Annotated in this window: 22 protein-coding genes; 14 read left to right on the forward strand and 8 right to left on the reverse strand. The window is 69.6% G+C overall.

Annotation, left to right across the window (positions count from 1 at the left end; translation table 11 throughout):
• The first annotated feature begins 20 nt into the window (after positions 1-20).
• The 6 genes from I596_RS05685 (at position 21) to I596_RS05710 (ending at position 3,570) form a co-directional block, all read left to right on the forward strand.
• Entirely contained in the window at positions 21-1,253 is a 1,233-nt protein-coding gene (locus tag I596_RS05685) for a hypothetical protein (RefSeq protein ID WP_223303924.1), read from the forward strand.
• A gap of 121 nt (positions 1,254-1,374) precedes the next feature.
• The gene (locus I596_RS05690) at positions 1,375-1,824 is read left to right on the forward strand and encodes a helix-turn-helix transcriptional regulator (RefSeq protein WP_067645355.1); all 450 of its coding nucleotides are present in this window, start codon (positions 1,375-1,377) and stop codon (positions 1,822-1,824) included.
• 30 nt (positions 1,825-1,854) lie between these two features.
• Positions 1,855-2,265 (forward strand): VOC family protein, encoded by a 411-nt coding sequence (locus I596_RS05695; RefSeq protein WP_067645357.1) that lies wholly within the window; start codon positions 1,855-1,857, stop codon positions 2,263-2,265.
• A gap of 56 nt (positions 2,266-2,321) precedes the next feature.
• On the forward strand, positions 2,322-2,852 hold the full coding sequence (locus tag I596_RS05700) for a DUF1801 domain-containing protein (protein WP_067645359.1): 531 nt from the start codon (positions 2,322-2,324) through the stop codon (positions 2,850-2,852).
• Positions 2,849-3,067, forward strand: coding sequence for a hypothetical protein (locus tag I596_RS05705; RefSeq protein ID WP_067645361.1), 219 nt, complete (start codon positions 2,849-2,851; stop codon positions 3,065-3,067). Before I596_RS05700 ends, I596_RS05705 begins: the two co-directional genes overlap by 4 nt.
• A gap of 26 nt (positions 3,068-3,093) precedes the next feature.
• Complete coding sequence (locus tag I596_RS05710; protein ID WP_150132033.1) at positions 3,094-3,570, forward strand: DUF1801 domain-containing protein; 477 nt, start codon at positions 3,094-3,096, stop codon at positions 3,568-3,570.
• A 198-nt stretch (positions 3,571-3,768) separates the two neighbouring features.
• Here the strand turns inward: I596_RS05710 and I596_RS05715 are convergent, their stop codons facing one another.
• The 5 genes from I596_RS05715 to I596_RS05735 all read right to left on the reverse strand — a co-directional run bounded on the left by I596_RS05715 (position 3,769) and on the right by I596_RS05735 (position 10,592).
• Complete coding sequence (locus I596_RS05715; RefSeq protein WP_067645365.1) at positions 3,769-4,677, reverse strand: hypothetical protein; 909 nt, start codon at positions 4,675-4,677, stop codon at positions 3,769-3,771.
• Between the two features lie 270 nt (positions 4,678-4,947).
• The gene (locus I596_RS05720) at positions 4,948-6,750 is read right to left on the reverse strand and encodes a hypothetical protein (protein ID WP_067645367.1); all 1,803 of its coding nucleotides are present in this window, start codon (positions 6,748-6,750) and stop codon (positions 4,948-4,950) included.
• 700 nt (positions 6,751-7,450) lie between these two features.
• Complete coding sequence (locus I596_RS05725; protein ID WP_150132034.1) at positions 7,451-8,893, reverse strand: CSLREA domain-containing protein; 1,443 nt, start codon at positions 8,891-8,893, stop codon at positions 7,451-7,453.
• A gap of 528 nt (positions 8,894-9,421) precedes the next feature.
• A complete protein-coding gene (locus I596_RS05730) occupies positions 9,422-9,724 on the reverse strand; it encodes a hypothetical protein (RefSeq protein WP_150132035.1) in 303 nt (100 codons plus the stop codon).
• A complete protein-coding gene (locus I596_RS05735) occupies positions 9,714-10,592 on the reverse strand; it encodes a hypothetical protein (protein ID WP_067645374.1) in 879 nt (292 codons plus the stop codon). The genes I596_RS05730 and I596_RS05735 overlap by 11 nt, the downstream gene beginning before the upstream one ends.
• Before the next feature lie 392 nt (positions 10,593-10,984).
• Between I596_RS05735 and I596_RS05740 the strand changes: the two genes are divergently transcribed.
• Complete coding sequence (locus tag I596_RS05740; protein ID WP_067645377.1) at positions 10,985-11,917, forward strand: M14 family metallopeptidase; 933 nt, start codon at positions 10,985-10,987, stop codon at positions 11,915-11,917.
• Positions 11,918-11,960: 43 nt separating this feature from the next.
• On the opposite strand, the gene I596_RS05745 is transcribed toward I596_RS05740, so the two are convergent.
• Together I596_RS05745 and I596_RS05750 are read right to left on the reverse strand one after the other, a co-directional pair.
• Positions 11,961-12,407: a VOC family protein gene (locus I596_RS05745; protein WP_067645379.1), complete on the reverse strand. Its 447-nt coding sequence runs from the start codon at positions 12,405-12,407 to the stop codon at positions 11,961-11,963.
• Positions 12,408-12,431: 24 nt separating this feature from the next.
• Positions 12,432-13,094: a glutathione S-transferase family protein gene (locus I596_RS05750; RefSeq protein ID WP_067645381.1), complete on the reverse strand. Its 663-nt coding sequence runs from the start codon at positions 13,092-13,094 to the stop codon at positions 12,432-12,434.
• A gap of 643 nt (positions 13,095-13,737) precedes the next feature.
• On the opposite strand from I596_RS05750, the gene I596_RS05755 reads away from it, so the two are divergent.
• The 5 genes from I596_RS05755 (at position 13,738) to I596_RS05775 (ending at position 20,046) form a co-directional block, all read left to right on the forward strand.
• Positions 13,738-14,487: a hypothetical protein gene (locus I596_RS05755; RefSeq protein ID WP_150132036.1), complete on the forward strand. Its 750-nt coding sequence runs from the start codon at positions 13,738-13,740 to the stop codon at positions 14,485-14,487.
• Positions 14,488-14,863: 376 nt separating this feature from the next.
• Entirely contained in the window at positions 14,864-16,228 is a 1,365-nt protein-coding gene (locus I596_RS05760; RefSeq protein WP_067645386.1) for a metallopeptidase domain-containing protein, read from the forward strand.
• A 145-nt stretch (positions 16,229-16,373) separates the two neighbouring features.
• Positions 16,374-17,159: a DUF72 domain-containing protein gene (locus I596_RS05765; RefSeq protein WP_067645388.1), complete on the forward strand. Its 786-nt coding sequence runs from the start codon at positions 16,374-16,376 to the stop codon at positions 17,157-17,159.
• A gap of 101 nt (positions 17,160-17,260) precedes the next feature.
• Positions 17,261-18,148 (forward strand): class I SAM-dependent methyltransferase, encoded by an 888-nt coding sequence (locus I596_RS05770; protein ID WP_067645390.1) that lies wholly within the window; start codon positions 17,261-17,263, stop codon positions 18,146-18,148.
• A 260-nt stretch (positions 18,149-18,408) separates the two neighbouring features.
• Positions 18,409-20,046 carry a winged helix-turn-helix domain-containing protein gene (locus I596_RS05775; protein ID WP_067645392.1) on the forward strand — a complete coding sequence of 546 codons (1,638 nt, stop codon included), beginning with the start codon at positions 18,409-18,411 and terminating at the stop codon, positions 20,044-20,046.
• 66 nt (positions 20,047-20,112) lie between these two features.
• On the opposite strand, the gene I596_RS05780 is transcribed toward I596_RS05775, so the two are convergent.
• Positions 20,113-21,243 carry a serine hydrolase domain-containing protein gene (locus I596_RS05780; protein WP_067645394.1) on the reverse strand — a complete coding sequence of 377 codons (1,131 nt, stop codon included), beginning with the start codon at positions 21,241-21,243 and terminating at the stop codon, positions 20,113-20,115.
• Here I596_RS05780 and I596_RS05785 point away from each other — a divergent pair.
• Positions 21,242-23,548, forward strand: coding sequence for a caspase family protein (locus I596_RS05785; protein ID WP_150132037.1), 2,307 nt, complete (start codon positions 21,242-21,244; stop codon positions 23,546-23,548). The genes I596_RS05780 and I596_RS05785 overlap by 2 nt on opposite strands.
• The gene (locus tag I596_RS05790) at positions 23,545-24,423 is read left to right on the forward strand and encodes an RBBP9/YdeN family alpha/beta hydrolase (RefSeq protein ID WP_067645398.1); all 879 of its coding nucleotides are present in this window, start codon (positions 23,545-23,547) and stop codon (positions 24,421-24,423) included. Before I596_RS05785 ends, I596_RS05790 begins: the two co-directional genes overlap by 4 nt.
• Positions 24,424-24,595: the final 172 nt, after the last annotated feature.

Raw genomic sequence — 24,595 nt, forward strand, 5'->3', positions numbered from 1 at the left:
GTCACGGTCGCAAGCCCGCCGTGGCGCAGCCGGTACGCGGAACGCTACGCTTTCGCGGGAAGCGGCGCAGCGGACTTCGGCAGCCGGTACGCTTTCGTTGCCAATGGCCCGACGGGTTTCCCATGTGTCGTTCCTCCCTGACGCTCGCGTCGTTCCTCGCAATGGGTGTGGTGGCCTTCGGCGGGCTGCGTGACGATGCGCGGGCCGCCGATGCCGGTGCAGCCCGGCCCTTGCCCGTGGCGTCCCGCGTGCCGGTGGGCCGGGAGGACGTGGTCGCACTCGGCTCCGGTGCAGGCGTCGACCGCCAGGCGACGCTGGCGACGCGCCGGTCCGGTGGCTTCGTGCTGGTGTATGCCCGGTTTCAGGACGGCGACCTGGACTCGGCGCAGCTGAGGCAGGTGGTCTCGGAGACGGGCGATGCCCTATCCGACCCGCGCCCGCTTTCGTTCGGGCATGGCGTCGAGGACGCGCCGGCCTTCATCGACGTCGGTGGCCGGACGTGGCTGTACTTTGCGAGCCGCGAAACGGATACGGGCTCCATCGGGCTCTGGCGATCGCGCCTGGACGAGGGCACGTTCGCGCCGGCTCACCGGCTCGACGCCATCGAAGGGCTGACCCGGCTGGTCCAATGGCCGCGCTGGGTGGCGGCCGGATCGGACGCGCTGCTGACGTTTCGCGGACTCACGTCCGTGCCGACGTGGCTGCGGCTGGAGGACGGCCTGAAGCCGGGCCCGGCCATGGTGCCCGCGGCGGTTGGCGTCGCCTATCCGCGCGTGGTGCCGCTGGGGAATCGCGGCTGCTTCTTCAGCTACCAGCGACCGCCGGAAGGCGGGTACATGGCGACCTACTACCGCGTCAGTGCGGACTGCGCGCGCTGGTCCGATGCCGCGCCGCTGGCGCCGCCGCCGCCGCCCAACAAGCCGGATGTCCACGACGCCTATGCGTTGCCGCGACCGGACGGAGGCGTGGACGTCTACTACGTCTACCCGTCGTTCAAGGGGCCGGATGCCCGGTTTGCGGTGGGATTCGACCTCTACCGGCGCTCGGTGCGGCCGGATGGCCGCCTGGGGCCGGAGCAGCGCCTGACCGACAGGACCGCGTTCAATCCGTTCGCGCCGTCGGCTCACCGATTGCAGGACGGCACGGTGCTGGTGTCGTTTTCCGACATCCTCGAGAACGGCGCCGATGGCGTTTCCCGTGCGCAGCTGACGGTATTCCGACTGAAGGACGATGCGGCCCCTGTGGCGCCGTAGCGGGGCGGACCTATGTGCCGGCGGGCGGGAACAGCACCGTGGCCGCGCCGGAAAGAGCGGCGCCGGGATCTGCATGGATAACGGCTTGAGCGTCCGGATGCGACATGGGACGATCGCGTGCGTGACCCATCCGTCCGCCCCTGCGCCACACCTGCGCGACCTCGCGCGGCTGCGCCGCGTCCGCGACCGGATCGACCGGGAGTACGCGCAGCCGCTCAACGTCGAGGCGCTGGCCCGCGGTGTGGCGATGTCGGCCGGGCACCTGAGCCGCCAGTTCCGGGCGGCGTACGGCGAGTCGCCGTACAGCTACCTGATGACGCGGCGCATCGAGCGCGCGATGGCGCTGCTGCGTCGCGGCGACCTCAGCGTCACCGAGATCTGCTTCACCGTCGGTTGCGCGTCGCTGGGCACGTTCAGCACGCGCTTCACCGAGCTGGTCGGCGTGCCGCCCAGCGTCTACCGGCAGCAGGCGACACAGGCAACGGCGGGGATGCCGGCCTGCGTCGCGCGGCAGGTGACGCGACCGATCAGGAATCGAGAAGCGCCGGCCCCCGAGCCGGACGTAGCATGACGGTCCCAGCCATTACCGAGCCCGACCGCCATGGACATCAGCATCCACGCCAGCTTCCTTCCGCAGAACGACCCGGACGCGTCGCTGGCCTTCTATCGTGACACCCTCGGTTTCGAGGTACGCAACGACGTCGGCTACAACGGGATGCGCTGGATCACGGTGGGGCCGCCCGGGCAGCCCGGCACGTCGATCGTGCTGTATCCGCCAGCGGCCAGCCCCGGCATCACGGACGATGAGCGCCGCATGGTCGCCGAGATGATGGCCAAGGGCACCTATGCCACGTTGTTGCTGGCCACCCCGGATCTGGACGCGGCCTTCGAGCGGGTGCAGGCGAGCGGCGCCGAGATCGTCGAGGAGCCGACCCAGCAGCCGTATGGCGTGCGGGACTGTGCCGTCCGCGATCCCGCCGGCAACCTGCTGCGCATCCAGGAGCGCGGCTGAACCCGGTCGCGATCGCTCGACCGGCACCACCATCCCCATCACCGGTGAGGACAGTCATGAAGCCAGCGACGACCGTTCCGAAAAAGCGTGCGAGTGCCGCAAAGGCAGACGAGGGTACGGCTACGCCATCCGAGCGCATCGATGCGCGGATCGAGGCATTGGGCGACTGGCGCGGCCAGACCCTGACCCGGCTCCGGGCGCTGATCCGGCAGGCCGCCTCTGATGTGGTCGAGGAATGGAAGTGGCGCGGCGTGCCGGTGTGGTCGCACGGCGGCATGATCTGCACCGGCGAGACCTACGCGAATGTCGTGAAGATGACGTTCGCCAAGGGCGCCGCGCTGGAGGATCCCTCCAAGCTCTTCAACGCGAGCCTCGAAGGCAACACCCGGCGCGCCATCGATTTCCACGAGGGCGACCCGATCGACGCCACCGCCTTGAAGGCGCTCATTCGCGCGGCCGTCGCGTTGAATACCGCATCGGCCGCGGCGCGGAAGACACCCAAGAGGGCCGCGGCCGGTACGAAGCGCGCGCCCGCCAAGCGCATTCCGGGGGCCGTTCCGGCAGGCCGTTCGGGGAAGCCCGCATGAACGCCAGCCAGTGGACCCGTCAGATCCACCGCTGGGTGTCGATGGCTTTCACGGTGGGCGTCATCGTCAACATCGTGGCCGTGGCGAGTGGGAAGGCGCCACCTTTCTGGGTGTATCTCCTCGCCCTGGTGCCGCTGGCCCTGCTGCTGGTCACCGGCCTGTACTTGTTCGTGCTGCCCTACGCCGTGCGCTGGCGCAGCGGGGCCCGGGCATGAGCCCGCGGACCGGACCGGCGTCCGCCATGCCGGCGAAGGCGGCCAGGAAGCCGGCCGCGAAGAAGGCGGCCAAGAAGGTCGCCGGGAAGGCCGCCGCCAAGACGCCGGTCCTGCTTTCGGGCGGCAACCCGCAGATCGCGAAGGGCTACGGCGATGCGCCGGTGCAGGCCTACATCGCGGCGATGCCAGGTTGGAAGCGCGATCTCGGGCGCCGGCTCGACGCGCTGATCGAGCGCGCGGTTCCCGGCGTGTACAAGGCGGTCAAGTGGAACTCGCCCTTGTACGGCATCGAGGGCCAGGGCTGGTTCCTCGGTCTCCATTGCTTCACGAAGTACGTCAAGGTGGCGTTCTTCCGCGGTACGGCGTTGCGTCCTCTGCCGCCGGGCGCGTCCAAGAGCCCGGACACGCGCTACCTCGACATCCGCGAGGACGTCCCGCTCGACGAAGCGCAGTTCATCGCCTGGGCGCAGCAGGCCAGCCGGCTGCCCGGCGAACGGATGTGAGCGGGCGGTGCATCGGTGCGCCGGAGGTCTGGTGCGTCGATCGCCTGGCGCTGGCCGGGCGGCCGGCCGCATCGGCCTGGCGCAATCGCGCGGGCATGCGTCGAAAGATCCTGCGAAAGGGCCGGGCTGGTCGGCGCTGACCGGCGCGCACCGGCGGGCGATGAAACGGAAGGACGCGTCCGTAAGCGCGGTCCGCGTTCAGTAGAACGCGACGCCGGATCGCAGCACGCCCTGGAACACCAGCAGCAACAGTGCTGCCGCGGCCAGCGGAATCCCGATGGAGCCGGCCGCTGTACCGCGTGCGCGAACGTCCTCGACGCGCCACGCGCCGGCCTGCATCCAGGCGGTGCCGAGAATCGCGACCCAGGCGGGGACCAGCACGACCTCGATCCACTCGCGTGGTACGCGGAACGCGATGCACGCCACGCTGCCGGCGAGGGCGGGCAACGTGGCGACCAGGAACGTGAACCGCGTGCGCGCGCCGGCGCTGGCGATGCGCTCGGGCCGGTCGGCCAGCGCAAGCAGCGGGCGGAGCAGGCCGAGCCCGACGGCCGGGACGGCCGCCAGCGCCAGCAGGCCGGCCGCCAGCCGCAGCGGCGGCGGCCATCCCAGGTAGGTCATCGCCATGCCGACGTCGCTGCCCTCGCTGAGGGCGCCGATCGTGAACTGCGGCAGCGCCATCAGCAGGCCGCAATAGACCATCCACAGCAGGAACAGCCGAATGTTGGCCGGCGCGGCCGGGTAGCGCGCCAGCAGCCAGCGGCAAGCCAGGGCGCACAGGAGCGTTGCCGCCACGCCGGTCCCCTGGAACAGCGACGCCAGCGGATGCGTGCCCTCCCACGCGTGGTTGTTGTGGAACAAAGTCGGCTGCAGGCCCGGCGTGAACGCCTTGGGCAGCACCAGGAACAGCTCCTGGAGGAAGAAGGTCAGGTTGAAGGCGAGCGTATAGAGCACGGCGGAGCGGAGCGTCAGCGTCCAGTCCCAGGGCGGTGCCGGCCGATGCGGCGGCGCGGCGCGCGGACGGCGAAGCAGGCCGGCGATGCCCAGCGTCAGGGGACCAACCACCGCGACGAGCACGGTTGCGATGGCGATGGCGTATCCGGTCATTCCGCATTCCTCGTCGTGGTCGTGCGCTGGCCGAGGAGTCGCACGTCCCGCCGGCATCGGGCACAGGCTACGGTCGTTGCCGAGGCGTGCGCAACGGCGCGTCGGTTTGCCCGGACGTGCGGATGGTCATGCACGTCGGAAACGCACGGCAGGCCCCGATCGCCGGTGGGGCGGGGCTGCGGTTCGGGGCGTTGCTTCGGCGGGACGAGGTACAAAAAAGGGGCAGAGGAGGGAGCCCTCGCTCTGCCCCAGGTCTTGCCGGCCGTGCGCTTAGTGCGTGCGCGGTCCGGGCATCGGGTTGAACAGTTCCTCGACCAGGCCAGTGGCCCGGCAGCTGCTGCTGACCAGCGCATCGAGATCCGTCTGGCGGTGCAGCAGGTCACCGAACGTGCGCGGCACGCTGGAGACGGGGTCGGGCATCGTGAACGTGCCCGGGCTGCTCACCGAGCCGGGGCTGCCGACCAGGAAGCGCGAGAGCCCGGAGGGAGCACCCATGTTGCGCGGTTCCACGTGCAGGAACTTCGTCTGGGTCTCGCCGCCATGGCACGAATCGCACGTGTTCAGCGAGAGCATGTGCCGCGCGTCGTTGTTGATGACGGCGGGATGATCCCAGACCGACGAGGCCGAGGTGTCCGGATTGAGCGACGCGCCGGTCAGGAACGGCTTGCCCATGAAGATCTCCGGCACGACATAGTTGTTGGCCAGGATGTCGACCTCGTTGAGGTTGATGAAGTCCGCCAGCCGGGTGGTGGTGTGCGGCAGTGGCGTCGGGTTGTAGGTGGCCCGGTGCGGCGTCAGCTCGGTGGAGGCGGTCAGCAGGTGGCTGGTGTGCGGATCGAGGTGGAACTCGCGCAGTTCCCAGAGTCGATCGAGCGCGTTCTCGTTGGTGCGCACCTGGTTGATGGCGCTGCCGTTGGGCTTGTGCGGCGCGGCGTTGGCCGTGGCGAACTGGTCGGTGATGTCCTGCAACGCGGCGTTGTAGCCGGGCGAGCCCAGGACCAGCGCATCGAGGTCGTGCCACTGCTGGCCGAAAGCACGGATCTCCTCGCAGCGCTCCAGCGGTATGCCGTACTCCAGGATCACCGTGAACGGCAGCACTTCGCAGCCGCCGCGCTCCTGACGCCGCATGACGCCGAAGACGAAGCGGCCTTCACCGGCGCTGCCGCCGCCGTAGACCGTGTTCTTGCGCAGGTCCAGGCGGTTGACGATCGCGAGCAGGCGCATCGGTGATTCCTTGAGGATCAGCCGCCCCTTGCTGTCGCGCGGCCAGACGGCGAGGACCTGGTCGAGCATCTGGGTGCGCTTTTCGATGTCGAACGTGTTGACGTTCTGCGTCGTCAGCCAGCTCTTCAGCCAGGCCTCCACGAAATCGGCCGGGTGGACGCCGGTCAGCGGCTGGTTGGCCATGTCGGTCATCAGCCGGTTGAAGGTCCAGGCACCGCCGGCATTGCCTTTGCCCGAGCAGGCGTCGAACGTGCGGTCCGGATCCTCGACGACGCGCGGATTGACGATCATCAGCGAGCGGGCGGGGTTGACCAGCGCGAGACCGCCGGTGACCGCCTCTTCCGGAATCTCGATCGGTGTCTGATCCCGGATCTGGCGTGCCAGGCGTTCCGGATCGAGGAAGCCCAGCGGGCGGTAGTCGACCACCTCGCGGCCGCGGAACACCGGCACGCGCGGGTGCGCCTCGGCCAGTTCCCTGCGCTTGGCCTGCTCGGCGACGAACGTCTCAAAGTCGAACGGCACCACGGCGGAAAATGCTCCGACGTTCTTCGCGTCCTGCCGCAGGACCACGGTGCCGTCGGCCACCCGCAGCGGGATTTCGGCGGGCAGCGACCGGCCGTTCTTGAATTGGAGATCGATCTGCGCGTTGTAGCCTTCCGGCGTGGGCCGGGACAGCGCGGTGATCGTGATGGATTCGGCCGCGGGCATCGTGCCGGGGTCGAACGGCTCGGCCGCCTGGACGATGGCCGCCTGGCCGGCGAGGCCGGTGGTCAGCATCGCCGCGAGCAGGACGGCAGCGCGCCGGTTGCGCGTGGTGTGGCTAGGCAAGGGTTGCTGGAGCATGTTCATCCTCTTCCTCCTCTTCCTGGCTGAATGGGTAAAGCGAGTGCGAACAGTGCTGCGATCGCGCGCGCGAATGCGCGGCGACAAAAGGCGTATAGGCTGGTTCCCCCGTTTGTGTTTCCCCTGGTCCGGTCGAAGCTAACAGCCGTTTCCGGCCAAAATCGTGACGTACGACACAGAAACGGGCGGCCGGAGTGGACTTTTGACCGGCTGGACGCCTAAGGGAAGCCAATCCCTGCGCCGGTGGCGAGGACCCGGTGCCCATGGCGCGAGAAACGACGGCCTTCCTGGTCCTTGAGCGTGTTTTGGACTTTGAGGTGAAGTGCGTTGCGGCCGCTGCGTCGACCTGGCAAGGCGCCCGTCGCCGCTTTGGGTGGATGCCCAAGCCACGGCCGGCAACGCGGCCGAGGTGGCCATGGCGGCTCACCCCCGTGATACGGCCCCTGGCAGGGCCAAGCTGCGTTTCAGCCCTTGGCCAAACGAGCCAGCTGATCGGGTGCGCCTTACTGGGTCAACGCGCCAGGGCTTCCCCGCCCAGCTCGATGTTAATGGCCCCAAGCAGCGATCGAGCGCTTTGAGGCGGAGCCGGGCGGCCGCCGGCGCTATCGAAGTGGTGGCGATGCGGCCGGGTGACCGGCCTGCTCACTTCCTTGGCGCCACGCTGCTCGCCAGCGCTACGAGACAGGTTCGCCCGATCCGGGCCGCGTCAGAAGTCCAGGCCGTCGATCAGCAGCGCATCATCGATGGCGAGGGGGTCGGCGGCGCCGCTGGTGCACGGCCGCGGACGCACGTAGCCGCGCTGGTCGGTCGGCGGGCACAGTGCGCCGGCATCGGTAGACAATGTGACGAGCGGGCTGGTGACCAAAGGCAATGCGGTGAGCGTCGGCCCTCCGTTTTCCTGCAGGGCACCGAGCGCGAAAGCGGCATGGCTGGAAAACGCATAGTTGGTCTGCCATTGCGGAAAGCACGTACGATTGGGGGCCTCGAAGTTGGCGCCTTCGGTCTCGACCGTGATCCCGTTCTGGCTGGCGCAGCCACCAGCGACTACGCTGTTGGTGGAGTGCAGGCGCGCGCCCGTGCGCATCTCGACGGCATAGATCGGGGATGCAGTGATGAGCGTGGCATGGTGCAGATGGGCCTCGGCACCGATTCCTCCCAGAAACAGGACGCGTTCCATTCCTGTCATCGTTACATTGTGCAAGTCCACTCGTGTTTCGCTCGTGCCTCCGAAGGGATTGACTGAGAGCGCGTGCGTGCGATTGCCCACAAATGTCGAATCACGCACGATCATGCGCGCGCCGCCGGATACGCAGACGGTGCCGCTGCCGAAGGCGAAGTTGTCCTTGATGGTAACGCGCTGCAGCAGCGTGGTGCCCGCTCCCGAAGCCTGGATCGTCGTGCACATGCTAGCGGTGCCGTTGTCCGCGAAGCGCGAATCGGTGATGCGGGCCTGCCCCCCTGAACTGAGCGAATAGGTGAGTGCCTGCATGTTTCCCTGAAAATCGATCTGGTGCAGTCGCAAGTCGCTGCCGCCAAATGCCAAGGCCCAACTCGGTTCATTGCCGCGCAGGAACATCACGCGCGTGGCGTGGAGACGGCCCCGCGCGGAGATCCCGGCACGCTGGAGGCCGGCGTACACGTTCACCAGCACGTCTTCCAGCGTCAGGTGGCTGGTCACCGGATCACCAGTGCCGAAAGCGCCGGTGCGAATGCCCCCGCCAAAGTAGGGGCCTGAAATGGGAGTGGGCTGGACCAGACCGACGCCGCGTACCGTCAGCGCGACGCCGCTGGCGGCGTCCAGCACATAGTCCAGGCCACGCGGATCGATGCGGCTGGCACCAGGGCCGTCGCCGAGGATCTCCAGATCGTCCGTGATGTCGATGTCGCCCGTGAGGCCGGCGTCCTCGTCGATGCCCGCTTGCTCCAGGACGTAGTTGCCGGCCGGAAGCCGGATCAGGTCTCGTCCGGGCTGGGCGTTGGCGGCGCGCACCGCCTCGCGCAGCGAGCAGTCAGCCGGCAAGCAGGCATCGGGCACCGGGTCGTCGGTGCGGGTGACCTGGAAGGTGGCAGCCGAACCTAGCGCGGGTACCAGCGCCCATCCAAAGGCCAGCCACCAGCGACTTCTCGCGACTGAGGGTTGCGTAGTCATGTTCAGATCCTTTCCCCTGGAAGCACTTAGATTCGTACAGCGAGACGTTCGAAGCAAGCCGAACCGATCCGATCCAGGCACCGGTGGACGACAGAGGCGCGTTACGCTCCGAGCGAGTTCGCAGCGATAGGTTCGTGAATACAGCAAGCCCGGCTCCGCAACGGCTTTGCGATCGGTAAGCTATCGGCCCGCCGCTAGGGCGTCCGCGCGGCGCTCGTCAGTTCGAGCAAGCCGCATGCTGGCTGAACTGGCCAGCGAGTCGAACGGTGCTGCGATCGTAGCCGCGCAATGGCGGGCGACGAACGGTCCTGCTTGATGGGTCCCTGCGGTTGATCCCCTGGTCCGCACGACGCTGACAGGCGCCGTGCGCCCGGATCGTGATCGAGGGCGCAGATCGGATGGTGGACACGAAAAGCGTCGTAGATGTATCGCTCGCCCACTTCGTCACCGGTTGGCAGACGCCGCGGAGGGAATGGCAAGCGGGAATGGATGGTCGCTACTCGCGGCCCCGCTTTCGACGAAGTCAGCCTAATTCGGCTTCTTGACCGCGATCTTGTTCCATTCGTTGTCGCTGCTGGAAATGGGCGAATCGGTACTCCGGCGCTCGATCTCTCCCGAGCGGCCGGGCCGGCGATTGCGCGGTTCTTCTCGTTGAAGCAGCCGACTCGCCGCTGCCTTGTTCCAACGATTCGTGGATTCGCTCAGGTGCATGTGCGCAGGTGGGGTGGCGGGTTCGGTGTCGATGGGGCCGTAGAGGCGCAGATAGAGCCTCTGCACCATCCGTTCGATGAAAGACTGCCTCGTGAAAGCGCGCTGCTTGCTATTGGTCATGCGGCTGCTCCGGCACCGGGACGTTGTGCTGGCCTCTCATCAGGCTGATGAAACTGTACATCTGATCCGCCAAGGCGGCGAGCATCGCGAGATGATGTCCGTTGTTGAGTCGATTTCGAGACTTGGTGTCGACTGCTAGGAATCCGAGAACATCGGACGATTGTGAGTCGGGACCGTTCCGGATCGGTACGACCAGCGCGCTCTGGTAGCAGTTCAGATGCCCGGGCCGCTCGTTCCTGTAGGTTCCATGCTTGCGAAGATCGGCGGAAAAGAAATGAGGGATGCCGCCCGTGGAGTCCACCATCAGGCACTGGTCGAAAGCGGTATTGGATCCCTTGTTCACGGCGAATCTCGACGGTTCGGCCGTGTCTCTGGAGCACCGGTCCTGGCTTCTTGCATAGGTCGTCGCAAAAAGCGCCTGCGATCCTCCAGTCGTCTCCTGGGTCAGCAGCTTTACCGTGACCATGCAGTCTTTGCGTGTCAGCTTCGAAAAGATCTGCGACGTTCGCTGGCACACGCCGGCCAGTGTGCTCTTCTCCAGGTCGAGGATTTCCTTCATGTTCCAGCCAAGCCCGGCCTTCGATGTCCGGGAAGACAGCGTCTGGCGGTACAGGCGATTGATATCCAGGAAGTCATTGGCAACGTCCTCCAGGTCCTTCGCATACTCCCTGACGCGCAGGCTGTAGATGTTCAGCGCCAGGAACACGAACGTGGTGCCGATGAACCCGAATAGTGCGAGCAGGCTCGTACTGCCTTTGAGCCATTGGAAGATCAGAGCGCCGAGGGAAACGATGCTCGCGATGGTGGCTAGCGCCGTCAGCCAGGTGCTGCGCGCAACCCCGTGGGCGATCTTCGAGGGAAGATTCATGCCGCGGCTCCGCTGTCGCGCACAAGGGGCCTGCCGTGCAATGCGACCCGCTCCTTGTGTCTGTCCTGGCGAGCGAATCCTGGTGCGCGGCAGGGGAGGCGGCCCCGTCCGCTGTGCCACCGAACGAGGTACGCTTGGCTCTCAGTCATTGACACCTGCCGGTACGCCAAAAGTGGCGCCCGTTGGATCGATCCGTGAATAGGCACGTGCATCCCCCTGTTGATGCCGAACGTGGTTCCTAGTATCCAAAAAAAATCGACCATGTTCACTGGCCGGTGGAATGGATGGAGCGTCGGGCCCAGGCGCGCGTGCAGGCGATGGCGTGTGCTGGACTACCGTTTCTGGTCAGGTGCTAAAGTTCCGCGCTTCTCGACTCACGAGCGGGCGCCACGATGACTACCATCCCCTATCCGATCGGCACGCCCGGGCAGCCCTGGGGCGCGGCGGAGCGCGCCGCCTGGCTGGCGCGCCAGATCCGCCGTCGCAGCTACGCGACCGAGGTGCTGGACGCGATCGAGCGCCTGCGCACGCAGTGGGACGTGGTGGAGTATGGGCGGCTGGACTATGCATCCGACCACTACCCGCTGCTGGCGATCCGCAGCCGCGACTGGCGCGACGACCTGCCGTGTGCCCTGGTGACCGGTGGCGTGCACGGCTACGAGACCAGTGGCGTGCACGGGGCGCTGCGGTTCGTCGAGCGGCATGCGGCGGACTATGCCGGCCGCATCAACCTGCTGGTCGCGCCGTGCGTCAGCCCGTGGGCGTACGAGCGGATCCACCGCTGGAACGCGCTGGCGATCGATCCGAACCGCTCGTTCCGCGCCGACAGCCCGGCGCCCGAGTCGGCGGCGCTGATGCGTCTGGTCGCGCCGCTGCGCGAGGACGTGCTCGTGCACATCGACCTGCATGAGACTACCGACAGCGACGAGTCCGAGTTCCGGCCGGCCCTGGCGGCGCGCGACGGCAAGCCGTACGAGCCGGGCGAGATTCCCGACGGCTTCTACCTGGTCGGCGACAGCGACAATCCGCAGCCGGCGTTCCAGCAGGCGGTGATCGCGGCGGTGGCGAAGGTCACCCATGTCGCGCCGGCCGATCGCGATGGCCGGATCATCGGCTCGCCGGTGGTCGCCCCGGGGGTCATCAACTACCCGGTCAAGTCGCTGGGTTTGTGTGCGGGCGTCACCCAGGCCCCGTACACGACCACCACCGAGGTCTATCCCGACAGCCCGCGTGCGACGCCCGAGCAATGCAACGCCGCCCAGGCCGCGGCGGTCTGCGCGGCGATCACGTTTGCGCTGGCGCAGCGTGCGCAGCCGGTGGCATGACGCCGGCCGCGCGGCATCTGCGAAGCGGGTCGGCCGGGGCGTTTCATGACCCGTTCGCTGGCGCCTGCGGCAATGAACCGAGCGCCGGTCCCTTCAGCTCGATGTGATTGCCGTCCGGGTCGGCCAGGTAGATCGACAGGCCGTCGCCTTCGGCGCCGAAGTTGGTTTCCGCCGGACCGAACGGCGCCAGCCCGAAGCGTGTCAGGTGGGCGACCAGGACCGGTTCGTCGAACGGCTCGATGCGCAGGCACAGGTGATCGACGTTCCTCGCCTCCGCCCCGGGGGCGGGGCCGCCCTTGGCGCCGAGCCGGCCGTGCACGCTGATCAGGTCGATCAGCGACGCGCCGGCACGCAGGTGCGCCAGGCCGAGGTCGTCGCGCCGGCGCACCACCGTGCAGCCGAGCACCTGCTGATAGAACGCGATCGCGCGATCGAGATCCACCACGCGCAGGACCACGTGGTCGATGCGCTGGATCGTGAAGGGAAGCATCGTGTCGTCCTGTGCTGGCGCGGCTCAATCGCGGTCGGGTGCGCCGAGCGGGAAGTACCGGCGGTACGGCCGCGCATCGTCCACCACGCGCTTCACCGAGGGGCGGGCCAGCAGTCTGGCGCGGTAGGCCTGTACCCGGTGGAAACGTGCATCGATGGCATGGGTCCAGTCCGCGTAGAACAGGAACGGCGCCGCGCCGCAGTCGGCCAGCGTGAAGGCGTCGCCCGCGGCCCAGGGGCGGCCGTCATCGAGCTGGCGTTCCAGCCAGGCGTAGGCGCGCTCCAGCAGGTCCCGCGCCTCCGCCACGCCGTGCGCATCGCGGGCCTCGGGCGCGCGGAGGGCATCGAAGACGATCTTCTGCTGCGGCGTGGATATGTAGTTGTCGAAGAACCGGTCCAGCAGCCGCACCTGCAGCGCCGCGTCCGGATCGTCGGGGATCAGCCGCACGGGACCGGGATGGTGCAGTTGCAGGTACTCGATGATGATGCTGGCCTCCGGCAGCGTGCGCGTGCCCGCGCGCAGCATCGGAAAGCGCCGGATCGGCCAGAGCGCCGCGAACTCGGCCTGGGTCTGCGGGTCGGTCTGCTCCAGCAGGCGGTAGCGGAAGGGGATCGCGTTCTCGTGCAGGGCGATCAGCGCCTTCTGGCAGTACGAGGAGAACGGGTGTGCGAACAGTTCGAGACTCATGACAACTCCAGGCTGAAGGCGAGGGCGGTGCCGCCGCGTCGATTGAAAGGATGACGGTAGGATGCACGCGATCGGCCGGAACCCGCGCGGCTTGGCACGTGCCATGGTGCTGCGGGACATGCGGTGCGGCACAGGGTCATCGGGCCTCCGGGGGCGATGCGCCGCGCCGGCGGGATGCCGGCCGGTCCGTTCGTCGTCTGTACGACGAACGGCGGTACGCCGGATCGACACGGCAGGACGCCGATCGCAACGGGTCGTCATCGGCGTGGCCGCGGCACGCCATCGGTACCGAGGCGCTGCTCGGCTTCGCGATACCACCGGCGTCGGTCCCGGCTGCAGCCTTGACCTTGATCCGGCCGAAGCGGGGTCCTGACCCTGGCGACCCGCGTGACCGTCGTGCCCCATCCCCGAGGCATTCTGCGGGCGGCGGAATCGTGGGTGCCCATCGCTTGTACGTGTGTTGGCACGTACGCTAGGGCGGCGTGTTCCCCGACCGGCGATGGCTGCCTGTCGTATCGCCTGAAACGATGGGGTCGCCGTCGTCGTGGGGCCGACACTGCGAAGCGCCGGCCCCAGCCGATCGGCTTCGAGCGGATGGGGACGCGAGATGAGGATGGGGTAGAGGACTCGGGAACGGACAGCGATGACCAGCAGTGAACAGGGAGTGCAGGTGGCCGCGATCGCGAAGGCGCCGACACCGGAACCGCTCGGCTTCGAGCGGATCGATGCGATGATCGATGCAGTTGCGGCATTGCAGGCCGGCAGCAAGCCCGGTCGTCTGGAACGGGGCGCCTTCGTCGTCGGCTTGCTGGGACCCGCAGTGGGCTTTCCGATCGCCTGGCTTCTCACCGGCCCGGCTGCCGTGTGGTTCGCGGCAGTGGGCCTTGCGATCGAGCTGATCGGCCTGGGTCTTTCGGGCGCGCTGGCCTTGAAACGGCACTGGTGGTCATTGCGCCATGCACGGCGCGATTTCGCACGCGAGCTGGATCGTGACTTCGATCACTATCGGCGCTTCGTCGCCGAGCTGCGGCGGTTCCCGAAGGCGGAGCTGGAAGCGCGTCTGCGCTACGTCCGTGGACGGGTGCAGGCGTTGCAGCACGGACTGGGCCTGTTCACCGGGGGATTCGAGCGGCTGGGCATCCTGCCGGTCGTCGGTCTGCTCTACCTGCAGTTTCGCGACTGGCGGTGGAACGACTGGGGCTGGCTGGCCGAGATGAACCTCTTGCAGGGGTTGCTGATCTGGGCATTGCTGCTGGTCTACGTCGCCGGCTGGCAGTTGGCCATCCTTCACCGCCGCATCCAGGCCTACGAGCTGTTGCTCGCGGAGGCGGTGCATCCGGACGGCGGGGTCGTATCCGTGGAGGCACCGGCCGCACCGAAGCCGGCGCGCTGACTATCGCCGGCGTCGGCGCGTCGTGGTTGCGCAATCATCAGACCGATGCCGAGCGCGACCTGCTGCGCAACGGCCAGGGCACCGTCCGGCAGGAGCCCGGAGGTCACGTCGGTGCGCCGCTGCCACCGCAACACCGGCGCGGTCCTGGAGATTCTCGCCAACGGCGTCGACGGTGGTAGTGCGGGCTCGCGCGAGGTCACTCCGGTAGGCGCCGACCATGACCGATGGAGCACGCCGCCGGGGCCGAAGGCGCGTATCGTCACGGGCATCGCCAGCGTGCTCCCGCCTCTGCCCGTGTCCGTCGACGCGGGAGACCAGCGGCCGCCGCTGCGCCGAAGGCGCCCGGCGAACTTCAATACGGTAAGGGGAACGATGCATGAAGGGCGTGATCTGCGCGGGGCTGCTGGCGTTCGCGCTGCCGGCCGTGGCCGAAACGATCGATGGGACGTTGGAGCTGCGCTGGGGCGATCCGCCGCCCGGAAGTGCCGAGGCGGCCCGTTTCGAGGTCACCCTGGTCGATGCCGAGGGCCGCCGCCATGCGATCGACAGCGAGAGCGCGCTGCGCGCGTCGGACAACCTGTTCCGCCATTCGGGGCGCGCCGTGACGGTGCGGTCCGGCGAGGAGCGAACGGAGGGCGGCGCCCTGCGCGCCGAGGCGATCGTCGCGAGCGAACCGGCCGTGCCGGCAGGCGCGGTCACCGGGTCCCAGCCGTGGGCGACGCTGCTGTGCCGCTTCGCCGACGTGCCGGTCGAGCCGAATCCACTGGCCTACTTCGAGGAACTGATGTCCACCAGCGAAGGGCGGCTCGACCACTACTGGCGCGAGGTGTCCTACGACAAGGCCAACATCGCCGGTAGCGCGGTGTTCGGCTGGTTCACGCTGCCGCGCGAGCGCGCGTACTACGTGCCCGACGGCGGGGCCGCCGACCTGGTGCAGCTGTTCAACGACTGCACCGGCGTCGCCGACAGCACGGTCGACTTCTCGAACTTCGTCGGCATCAACACGATGTACAACGCCGACCTGGACTGCTGTGCCTGGGGCGGCAGCCTGTGGGCCGCCCTCGACGGCCCGGCCCGGACCTGGTACGTGACCTGGGAGCCGCCGTGGGGTTATGCCGACGAGGCGCCGCTCGCGCACGAGATGGGCCACGGCTTCGGCCTGCCGCACGCGAACAATTCCGACGGTGACGCCGACCCGTACGACAATCCCTGGGACGTGATGAGCGGCGCCTGGTACAACGTGGTCGGCGACGCGCCGTTCGGCTGGCAGCCCAAGCACATCAGCGCCTGGTCGCGTGACCATCTCGGGTGGATCGATGCCGGCCGCAAGCTGCGGATCACGGCGAACGGCCGGTACGAAGGCATCGTGCTCGATCGCGCGAGCCTGGCCGGCTCGACCAACACGCAGATGATCGAGGTGCTGCTGCCGGGAGAACCCGCCTCGCACTACTACGTGATCGAAGCGCGCCTGAAAGTGCCGTTCTACGAGGCGGCGCTGGCCGGCAACGCGGTCATCATCCACGAGGTCAGGACCACCCGTACCGAGCCGGCCTGGAGCGTGGATGCCGACGTCCCGCCGGCCGACGTCTCGAACAATGCCGGCTCGATGTTCGTCGTCGGCGAAAGCTGGACCGCACCGAACGATGCCTTCCAGGTGGACGTCGTCAGTCAGACACCTGATGGCTTCATCGTCGACATCCGCCGCGGTGTCGACCGGCTGTTCACGAACGGCTTCGACTAGGCGGCGGTCGCTTCGGTGCTCGACGACGCGGACCGGCCCGACCGCCGGGCCGTGACGATGCCGGCGGTTGGCACCGGTTGGGGCAGTGGCCGGTAGAGTCGGCGCTCGACACGGGCGTCCAGGCGCCGCCACGAGGACGATCGCGATGAGATCGGTCCCGCATTCCCGCGCACCGGACCTGCGCATCGGCTGTGCCGGCTGGTCGATCCCGGCGGCGCAGGCGTACCGGTTCCCGGCGGAAGGCACACACCTGGAGCGCTATGCCCAGGTGTTCGACGCGGTCGAGATCAATTCCTCGTTCTACCGGCCGCACCGGCCGGCCACCTACCGGCGCTGGGCGGCGGTGGTGCCCGCGGACTTCCGGTTCGCGGTCAAGATGCCGCGCACGATCAGCCACCTGCAGCGCCTGGGCGGCGATACGGTGGTGCTGGACGCGTTCCTCGATGCCGTCGGCGAACTCGGCGACCGGCTCGGCTGCCTGCTGCTGCAGTTGCCGCCGAGCCTGCACCTGGATGTGGCGAAGGCGCATGCGTTCTTCGCCGCGCTGCGCCGGCGACACGGCGGCGCGGTTGCCTGCGAGCCGCGGCATCCGTCGTGGTTCGGCGCGGAGGCCGACACGCTGCTGCGCCGGCACGGTATCGCGCGCGCCGCGGCCGATCCGGCGCGGACGCCGCGTGCGGCGGTGCCGGCGGCCGACCGTCGCGTGCAGTACCTGCGCCTGCACGGCGCGCCGCGCATCTACTACGACGCGTACCCCGCCACGACCCTGGCGCGCGTCGCGCGGTGGCTGACCACGCCTGCTGCGCGCACGCAGGCGCGCTGGTGCATCTTCGACAACACCGCGCTCGGCCATGCCACGACCGACGCGCTGGCGCTGAAGGCCCGGCTGAAACCGGATGGCGTGCAGGTGCCGCCACGCGCGGTGCGTTGACCGCGACACGGCGGGCGTGGCCGGCGCGTGTCGGTTACGATGCCGGCCCCTCCCGTCCCGAACGGTGCGCCATCGCCTGCGGCGCGCCGGAGATCACCACCGTGTCGCACTACGCCGGACCGCTGTTGACCCGTTCCCTTGCCGATGCGTTGTGCGCCGCGCGCGATGCCGGCGCGAATACCTGGTCCGGCTCGCTCGACCTGGGGCGCTCGACCGGCCACGCGGACCTTACAGCGGCGCACTGGCGATGGCAGGACCGGTCCTATCCGTATCCGCAGGGGTTGAAGGACCGCACGATCTATTTCTGGGACAGTGCCGCTTTCGCGCCGGCCGCCCGCTTTTCCGGTGCGCTGATCAAGCTGGTGCCGACCGAATGGGGCGCGCCGACGTTCGAGATCGACGGCATCAAGATGCTGCCCACCGCGCAGGTGTCGCCGTTCGAGGACGCGCGCCGCAAAGTGGCGCTGATCGAGCCCCGCGGGAAGACGGTGCTCGATACCTGCGGCGGGCTGGGCTACTTCGCCGCCGGCTGCCTGGAGGCCGGTGCGGCGCGCATCGTTTCGTTCGAGAAGAACGCCGATGTCCTGTGGCTGCGCACGCTCAATCCCTGGTCGCCGGACCCGGCGGCGCCCGGCCACGACGGCCGCCTGCAGCTGGCGCACGCGGACGTGGCCCAGGCTCTCGCCCGGCTCGGCGATGCGTCGGTCGATGCGATCCTGCACGACCCGCCGCGGTTCGGCATTGCCGGCGAGCTGTATGCGCAGGCGTTCTACGACGCGCTCGCGCGCGTCCTGCGCCGTGGCGGGCGCCTGTTCCACTACACCGGCAGCCCGAACAAGCTCACCAGCGGGCGCGACGTGCCGCGCGAGGTCGCCCGGCGCCTGGAGATCGCCGGCTTCCAGGCACGGCCGGCGCTGGACGGCGTGCTCGCGACGCTGGCGGGCGGACCGGCCACGCGTCCGCGTGCCGGTTCGCGCCTGCCGCGCTGAGGCGGTCGGGCGCCGGGGTTCCGGCCGAACTGCATCGCCTGCCGGTGTAGCCCGCCGTCTCTGCGGATCGATTCCCGCCCCGCAGGCGTGACGATCGCTGCCGGTCGCATGCGCGCGACCGGTAGCGCGACCCCTACAATGGCCGGCAGGTACGCCGTGAACTGCCGATGAGATGGTGTCCTGCCGGCACCGCACCTGGGTCCGGTGCCGGCGCGCCTTCCGCTTGTCGTGTCCCGCAGCCCGAACCGATTGCCTGTCCGATGACTCCATCCCCTGCCGCGGTGCGGCGCTACCGGCTCGACGATCTGGTCGTCGACCTCGATCGCCAGCGTGTCGAACGCGACGGCACCGCCCTCGACGTTGCCGGGCTGAGCTTCCGCCTGCTGGAGTTCCTGATCGGGCAGGGCGATCGCGTGGTCAGCTTCGACGGGCTGATGGCGGGCGTCTGGGCGCCGGCCGTGGTCAACGAGGAGACCGTGACCCAGCGGATCAAGCTGCTGCGCCAGGCACTGGGTGACGACGGGCGCAAGCCGCGCTACGTACGCTCGGTGCGTGGCGTGGGGTACCAGCTGTGCGTGGCGGTGCAGCCACTCGCCGAGCCGGAGCAGGCTCTTGCCGGGCCGCAGGCGGACGTGGAGCGGCGTCCGCCCGTCCGGCGCTGGCGGGGCGTGGCCCTCGCCGCCGGCGTGCTCGGCCTGGCGGCGGCCGCTGCCGCATTTCTCGCCGGCCGGCCGGCGACACCGCCTGCCGACGATGCGCTGGCGCGCGCCCGCCACTACGCCGGCATCGGTCAGCGCGACAACAACGAGCGCGCGATCGCGCTGTTCGAGGACGTGCTGGCCGCGACGCCGGACAACCGCGAGGCGCAGATCGGCCTCAGCCTCGCGTTGAGCGCGCGGATCTGCCTGTACAACGTGCCGCCCGATCCCGCGCAACGGGCCGAGGCGCTGGCGCGGGCGGTGCTCGCGCGCGATGCGGACGATGCCGCCGCGACGGCGGCCCTGGCCTACGCCGACGACTGCCGCGGGCGCATCGACGCGGCCCTGGCCGGCTACGAGCGCGCCCATGCGCTCGATCCGGCCGGCCGCAAGGACAGTCTCGCGTCCGCCGCGCACCTGCTGGCGGTGAAGGGACGCCTTGCCGATGCGCTGCGTGCCAATCTCGCGGTCGGTGACCAGGGTGCGAAGCTGCGCTTCCTCGACATCCAGATCGCCCGCAACCTGGAGCTGCTGGGCTTCACCGCGGTGGCCGAGCAGCGCTACGCACGCAGCTTCCGCCTGTATCCGGACAACGTGTTCGCCAACGTGGCCTATCCGCGCAGCCTGTTCCTGCAGGGGCGCTTTGCCGAGGCGCAGGCGGCGCTGGACGAGGCGCTGCAGCGGCCGCTGCATCCGGACCTGTTCCTGCTGGCCGGTGAGCTGGCCCTGCTGCGCGGGGAGCCGGCGCAGGCGCATGCGGCCTTCGCACGGGCGTCGCAGTTGCGCCCGCACGCGAGCCTGCCCGATACGCTGGCGCACTGCTATGCCGTGCCGCCGGCGGATGCCGTCTGGCGCGCCGCCAAGCGCGAAGCGATCCGGGCGGCGATCGCCGACGGCGACCGCTGGCCGGAATCGCAGATCGAGATCGTGCTGCTGGACCTGGCAGCGGGCGACACCGCCGCGGCGCTCGACGCCCTCGAGGCGGCGATCGCCGCGGGCTTCAGCGATCGCGCCTATCTGCAGACCTCGCCGCTGATGCGCGCGTTGGCCGGGGAGCCGCGCTTTGCCGCCGCGATCGACACGATCGGCCGGCACGTGGCGGCCGAGCGCACCCGCGTGCTGGCCGCGGACTGGCTGCCGCCGGATCTGCTGTCGGCGCTGCCCGCGCCGGGCCGGCCGGAGCGCACGCCACCGCCGTGAACCCGCGCGCATGGCGCATGCGCCGGCCGGATGCCGCTGCATCCGGGGCGGAGCCGCCTGCCGCGCCTAGTTCCGCTCGGCGGGCAGGGCCTTCAGCACGACGTCGCGGAAGATGCCCTGGGATTGCGGATGGGCGAAGCGCTGGTTGTAGGCGGTGCTGGTGACCACCGCGACCAGGTCGAGCTCGGGCACGATGAAGACGTAGTTGCCGCCGTTGCCGGACATCGCCCAGGCCGGCACGTCCTTACCGTCGCGCGGGAAGTGGAAGCGCCAGATCTGGTAGCCGTATTCGGCGTCTTCGCGCGCCTGCGCGCGCACGGTCAGCATCGCGCGCGCCCAGGCCTTGGAAATCACCGGCTTGCCCTGCCAGAGGCCGTCGTCGCCCAGCATCTGGCCGAGCTTGGCCAGGTCGCGGCTGCGCAGGCGCGTGCCGCCGCCGCCCATCGCAGTGCCGTCGGGCGCGAAGTTCCAGCGGATCGCGGTGATGCCGAGCGGCTTTTCCAGCGCCGCATGGGAGAACGCCGCCAGCGGTTGCCGGACCGCGCGCTCGACCAGTGCGCCGAGCAGGAACGAGCCGGCCGTGCAGTAGGCGAAGGAGCGGCCGTGCGGGCTGTCGGCCGGCTTGCTCTCCCACGGGGCGAAGCCCTTGATCGGCAGGTCCAGCGCGAAGCGGATCCAGTCCTCGGTGACGTACATGCGCTCCTCGTTGCCGCTGGAGAACGTGTTGTCGTCGTTGCACTCCAGCAGCGAGCTCATCGTCAGCAGGTCCTCGACCGTGATCGCGTCCTTGCGCGGGTCCGGGTGCCCGAACGGGCGCTTGTCGCCGAAGTAGGCGTAGACGCGGGCCTGCGCGTCGGGAACCAGGCCGCGGTCGATCGCCGCGCCGACCAGCAGGGCGGTCAGGCTCTTGGTCAGCGACCGGGTGTCGTTGAGCTGGTCGCGGCCGCCGCCGTTGAAGTAGCGCTCGTAGACCAGCGCGCCGCGATGGGCGACGACCAGGCTGGTGACGCCCTTCCAGGTGCCGTCGGCGATCGAGGTTTCGGCGCTGGCGAACGGCTGCAGGTTCCAGCCGGCCGCGGTCGCGTCGGCGACGGCCCAGCCGTCGTCGAGCCGCTCGGGCGGCGCGTAGTCGGCGGCGGCGGCCGCCAGGGGCAGCAGGCCTGCCAGCAGCAGGGCGCGAAACGGGAATCGGGTCATGGATGGCTCCGGTGCGTGGACGAGCGGCCAGTACACGCGGCGGGCGAATGAAGTGCCGGAAACACGGCTGAAGAATCGGTGCAGGACGCTGAAGAAGGCCGGGCGCGCAGGTGAAGGACCCGCCGCGCGGGCCACCGTGGCGTCGGCGGACCGGCTCTTGAACCCGGGCGCCGTTTGTTGCCTACTGCATGCCATCGCCATCACAGGGTGTGAGGATCGGGATGGAATCCGTGCGCCGTGGCCCGAGCGTGCTGTCCCGCCGGGCCTTTTCCGCTTCTTCGCCGTGTCCGATGCGCTGCGCCGATGGCGGGCGCCCCGCGGCGTGGCCGATGGCGTTCGCCGGCCGGTGCGGTCGGCGCGGCACCGGCCGCCGGGCACCGCGTGCATCCGGCGCCCTCGCTCTCGCCGGCCCTGGCTCCTGCCGGGACGGGACGCGGTCGTGAAGAAGGCGGCCGTCGTCATCGGTGTCGACAGGACCGGCGGCGGCCTGACGCCGCTCAAGGCGGCTGCGGCCTGCGCGGCGGAAGTGGCCGCCTGGCTTGAACAGGAAGGCTACGCGGTGACCCTGGTGAACGACGCGGACGGCGAGCCGGTCACGGCGGCGCGCGTCACGGCGGCGATCCGCGCCTTCGTCACGGTGCCGCCCCGGTTCGAGCAGTTGCTGGTCTACTTCTCCGGGCACGGCTACTGGCAGGCGCGCTCGGACGTGTGGCTGCTGAGCGGCGCGCCGGAAAGCACGCAGGAAGCGATCAATCTCGAAGGCAGCATCTACGTCGCGCGCCGGTCGGGCATCCCGAACATCGTCTTCGTGTCCGACGCCTGCCGCTCGATTCCCGACGCGCGCACCGGCGCGCTGGTGAACGGCATCGACGTCTTCCCGAACTTCGCCGACGTCGACGCCGTCTCGAAGATCGACGTGTTCAAGTCGACCGTCGATGCGCAGCCGGCCTACGAGGCGACCCTCGACGGCAAGCCGCGCAGCGTGCTGACGCATGCCTTGCTGAAGGCGTTCGAGGCGCCGACGCCGGACATGCTCCTCCAGGTGCAGGAGGCCGGTGCGACGATCACGGTGGTGCCCAACCGGCGCCTGGAGCGCTACCTGCAGGACACGGTGGAAGACACCCTGGCGGCGATCAACATCGACCTGGTGCAGCAGATCGAGGCGACCGTGCCGTCCGACGACCGGGTCTACATCGCCCGGGTGCGGACGCCGGCGGCGCCGGTGCCGGACGCCCCGCGCGCCGGTGGCACCGGTGGCGTGGCGATCATCCCGCCGTCGCCCTCGCCCTCCGCGGGCAGGGCGCCGAGCCCGGCCGTACGCGGGCGCAAGGGGCTGTTCTCGCGCCGGCCTTCGGTGCCTCCGCTGCAACCGCCGCCACCGCCGCCGCGGCCGTCGCATCTGGTACGCATGCGTTTGCCGGCGCGCCAGGCTGCCGGTGCCATCGAGCGTGTCCTGGCCGGCGCGCCGCCGCTGGCCGCGGCCGGCTCGGCCGCGCCTGCCCTGGCCTTGCGCGCACCGTCCGGTCCGGTCGATCACATGGAAACCGGATGCGGCTTCTCGATCCGCGGCGCCGTGGTGGCCGAAGCGCTCTGCACCCGGCGCCACGGCGCCGCGCGGACCGAGCTGCTCGCGCCGGGCGATGGCGGCGACGCGGTCGGTATCGTCCGGCTCCATCTGGCCGCGCCCGGCGAGTCGGTGCTGCTGCGTTTCGCCGATGGCCGCGGTGCGATCGTCGCCGCACTGGCCGGATTCATCGGGCACGTGGCCGTCGAGGCGGAAGGCGTGGCCAACGTCAGCTACGTGCCCTCGTCCAACACCGCGCGATGGCCGGCCTACGCCGAGCGGCGCGAGTCTCTCGATCGCCTGCGCGCCTGGGTCGCGCTGGCGGCCGACCGCCGGACCTTCCGCCTGCGCTCGGTGGAGGAGGCGGCAGGGCTGGCGGACCAGATCCGCATCGACAAGGCGCTGGATCCGACGCTCGGGCTCTACGCCGTGCACGCCTACACGCAGGCGGGCGACATCGCGCGTGCGCGCGACGTGGCCCTGCACCTGCGCGAGGACCTCGGCGCGGAGCTGTTCGACGTGCGCGTGCTGACCGCGCCGGCGGCCGATCCGTCGCCGCCGCTGCTCCCGTTCTGCCCGCTGCTGACGCAGACCTGGAGCCTGGTGCGGCCCAGCGGCATGGCGCTGGGCCCGGTGCTGGCCGAGGCATCGGGATACCTGTGCGATTCGCTGTGGACCACGTTCGAGCCCCAGGGCGCGGACCTTCTTCGAGACGCAATGGAGCAAGGGAGGCTGGCATGAGGATTCTGCTGATACACGGGCGTTCGCAAGGCGGCAAGGACAAGGACCTGCTGAAGCGGACCTGGGTCGAGACACTCGACGCCGGCCTGCAGGCGGCCGGCGCGGCGCTGCCGCAGGACGTGGCGTTCGACTTCCCGTACTACGGCGACAAGCTCGACGAACTGACGGCGGCCGCGGACTTGCCAACGCCGGACGAGGTCGTCGCGAAGGGGCCGGGCCAGAACCGCAAGTTCGAGCTGTTCATGCAGCAGGCGCTCGACGAGATCTACACCGACTCGGACCTGACCGAGGCCGAGGTGGAAGCGCAGATGGACCCGGACGGGCCGCGCGAGAAGGGCCCGCAGAACTGGCGCTGGGTGCAGGCGATCGCGCGCGCGATCGACAAGCGCTTCACCGGGCAGGCGTCATGGACGATCGAGAAGTTCCTGCGCGACGTCTACCTGTACGTGAACATCCCGCGGGTGACGAAGGAGGTCAACGCGATCGTCGAGGAACTGCTCACCGACGAGCCGACCGTCGTCGTCGGCCACTCGCTCGGCACCGTGGTCGGCTACAAGGTCATCGCCGACAACCTGCTGCGGATGCACCTGTGCAAGTACGTCACGGTCGGGTCGCCGCTCGGGATGCGAGCGATCAGCGCCAAGCTGGGCGTCCCGAAGAACCTGGCCGCGCAGGGCTGGTACAACGCCTACGACCGGCGCGACATCGTCGCGCTCAATCCGCTGGACGACACGCATTTCCCGGCCGATCCGGCCATCGTCAACAACGACAGCGTCCGCAACCAGACCGACAACCGCCACGGCATCATCGGCTACCTCAACGACGCCAACGTCGCGCGGATCATCGCCGAGGCGGCGAAGCAGTGCGCGGAGTGACCCCGGCGGGTATGGCACGCGGATCCGCGTGCTGAGCTGACGGCGCCGGCCGGAGGCAGCCGGCGCGCCGATCGGTGTTGGACTCTGGCCGCGTGCCGTCGAAGAACAATGTTTTCGCCCACAGGCGGGCTCGTTCTGCTTCGGCTTCGGCTTCGGCTTCGGCTTTGGCTTT

Origin of the sequence: Dokdonella koreensis DS-123 (genome assembly GCF_001632775.1) — a bacterium.
GTDB classification, from domain to species: domain Bacteria; phylum Pseudomonadota; class Gammaproteobacteria; order Xanthomonadales; family Rhodanobacteraceae; genus Dokdonella; species Dokdonella koreensis.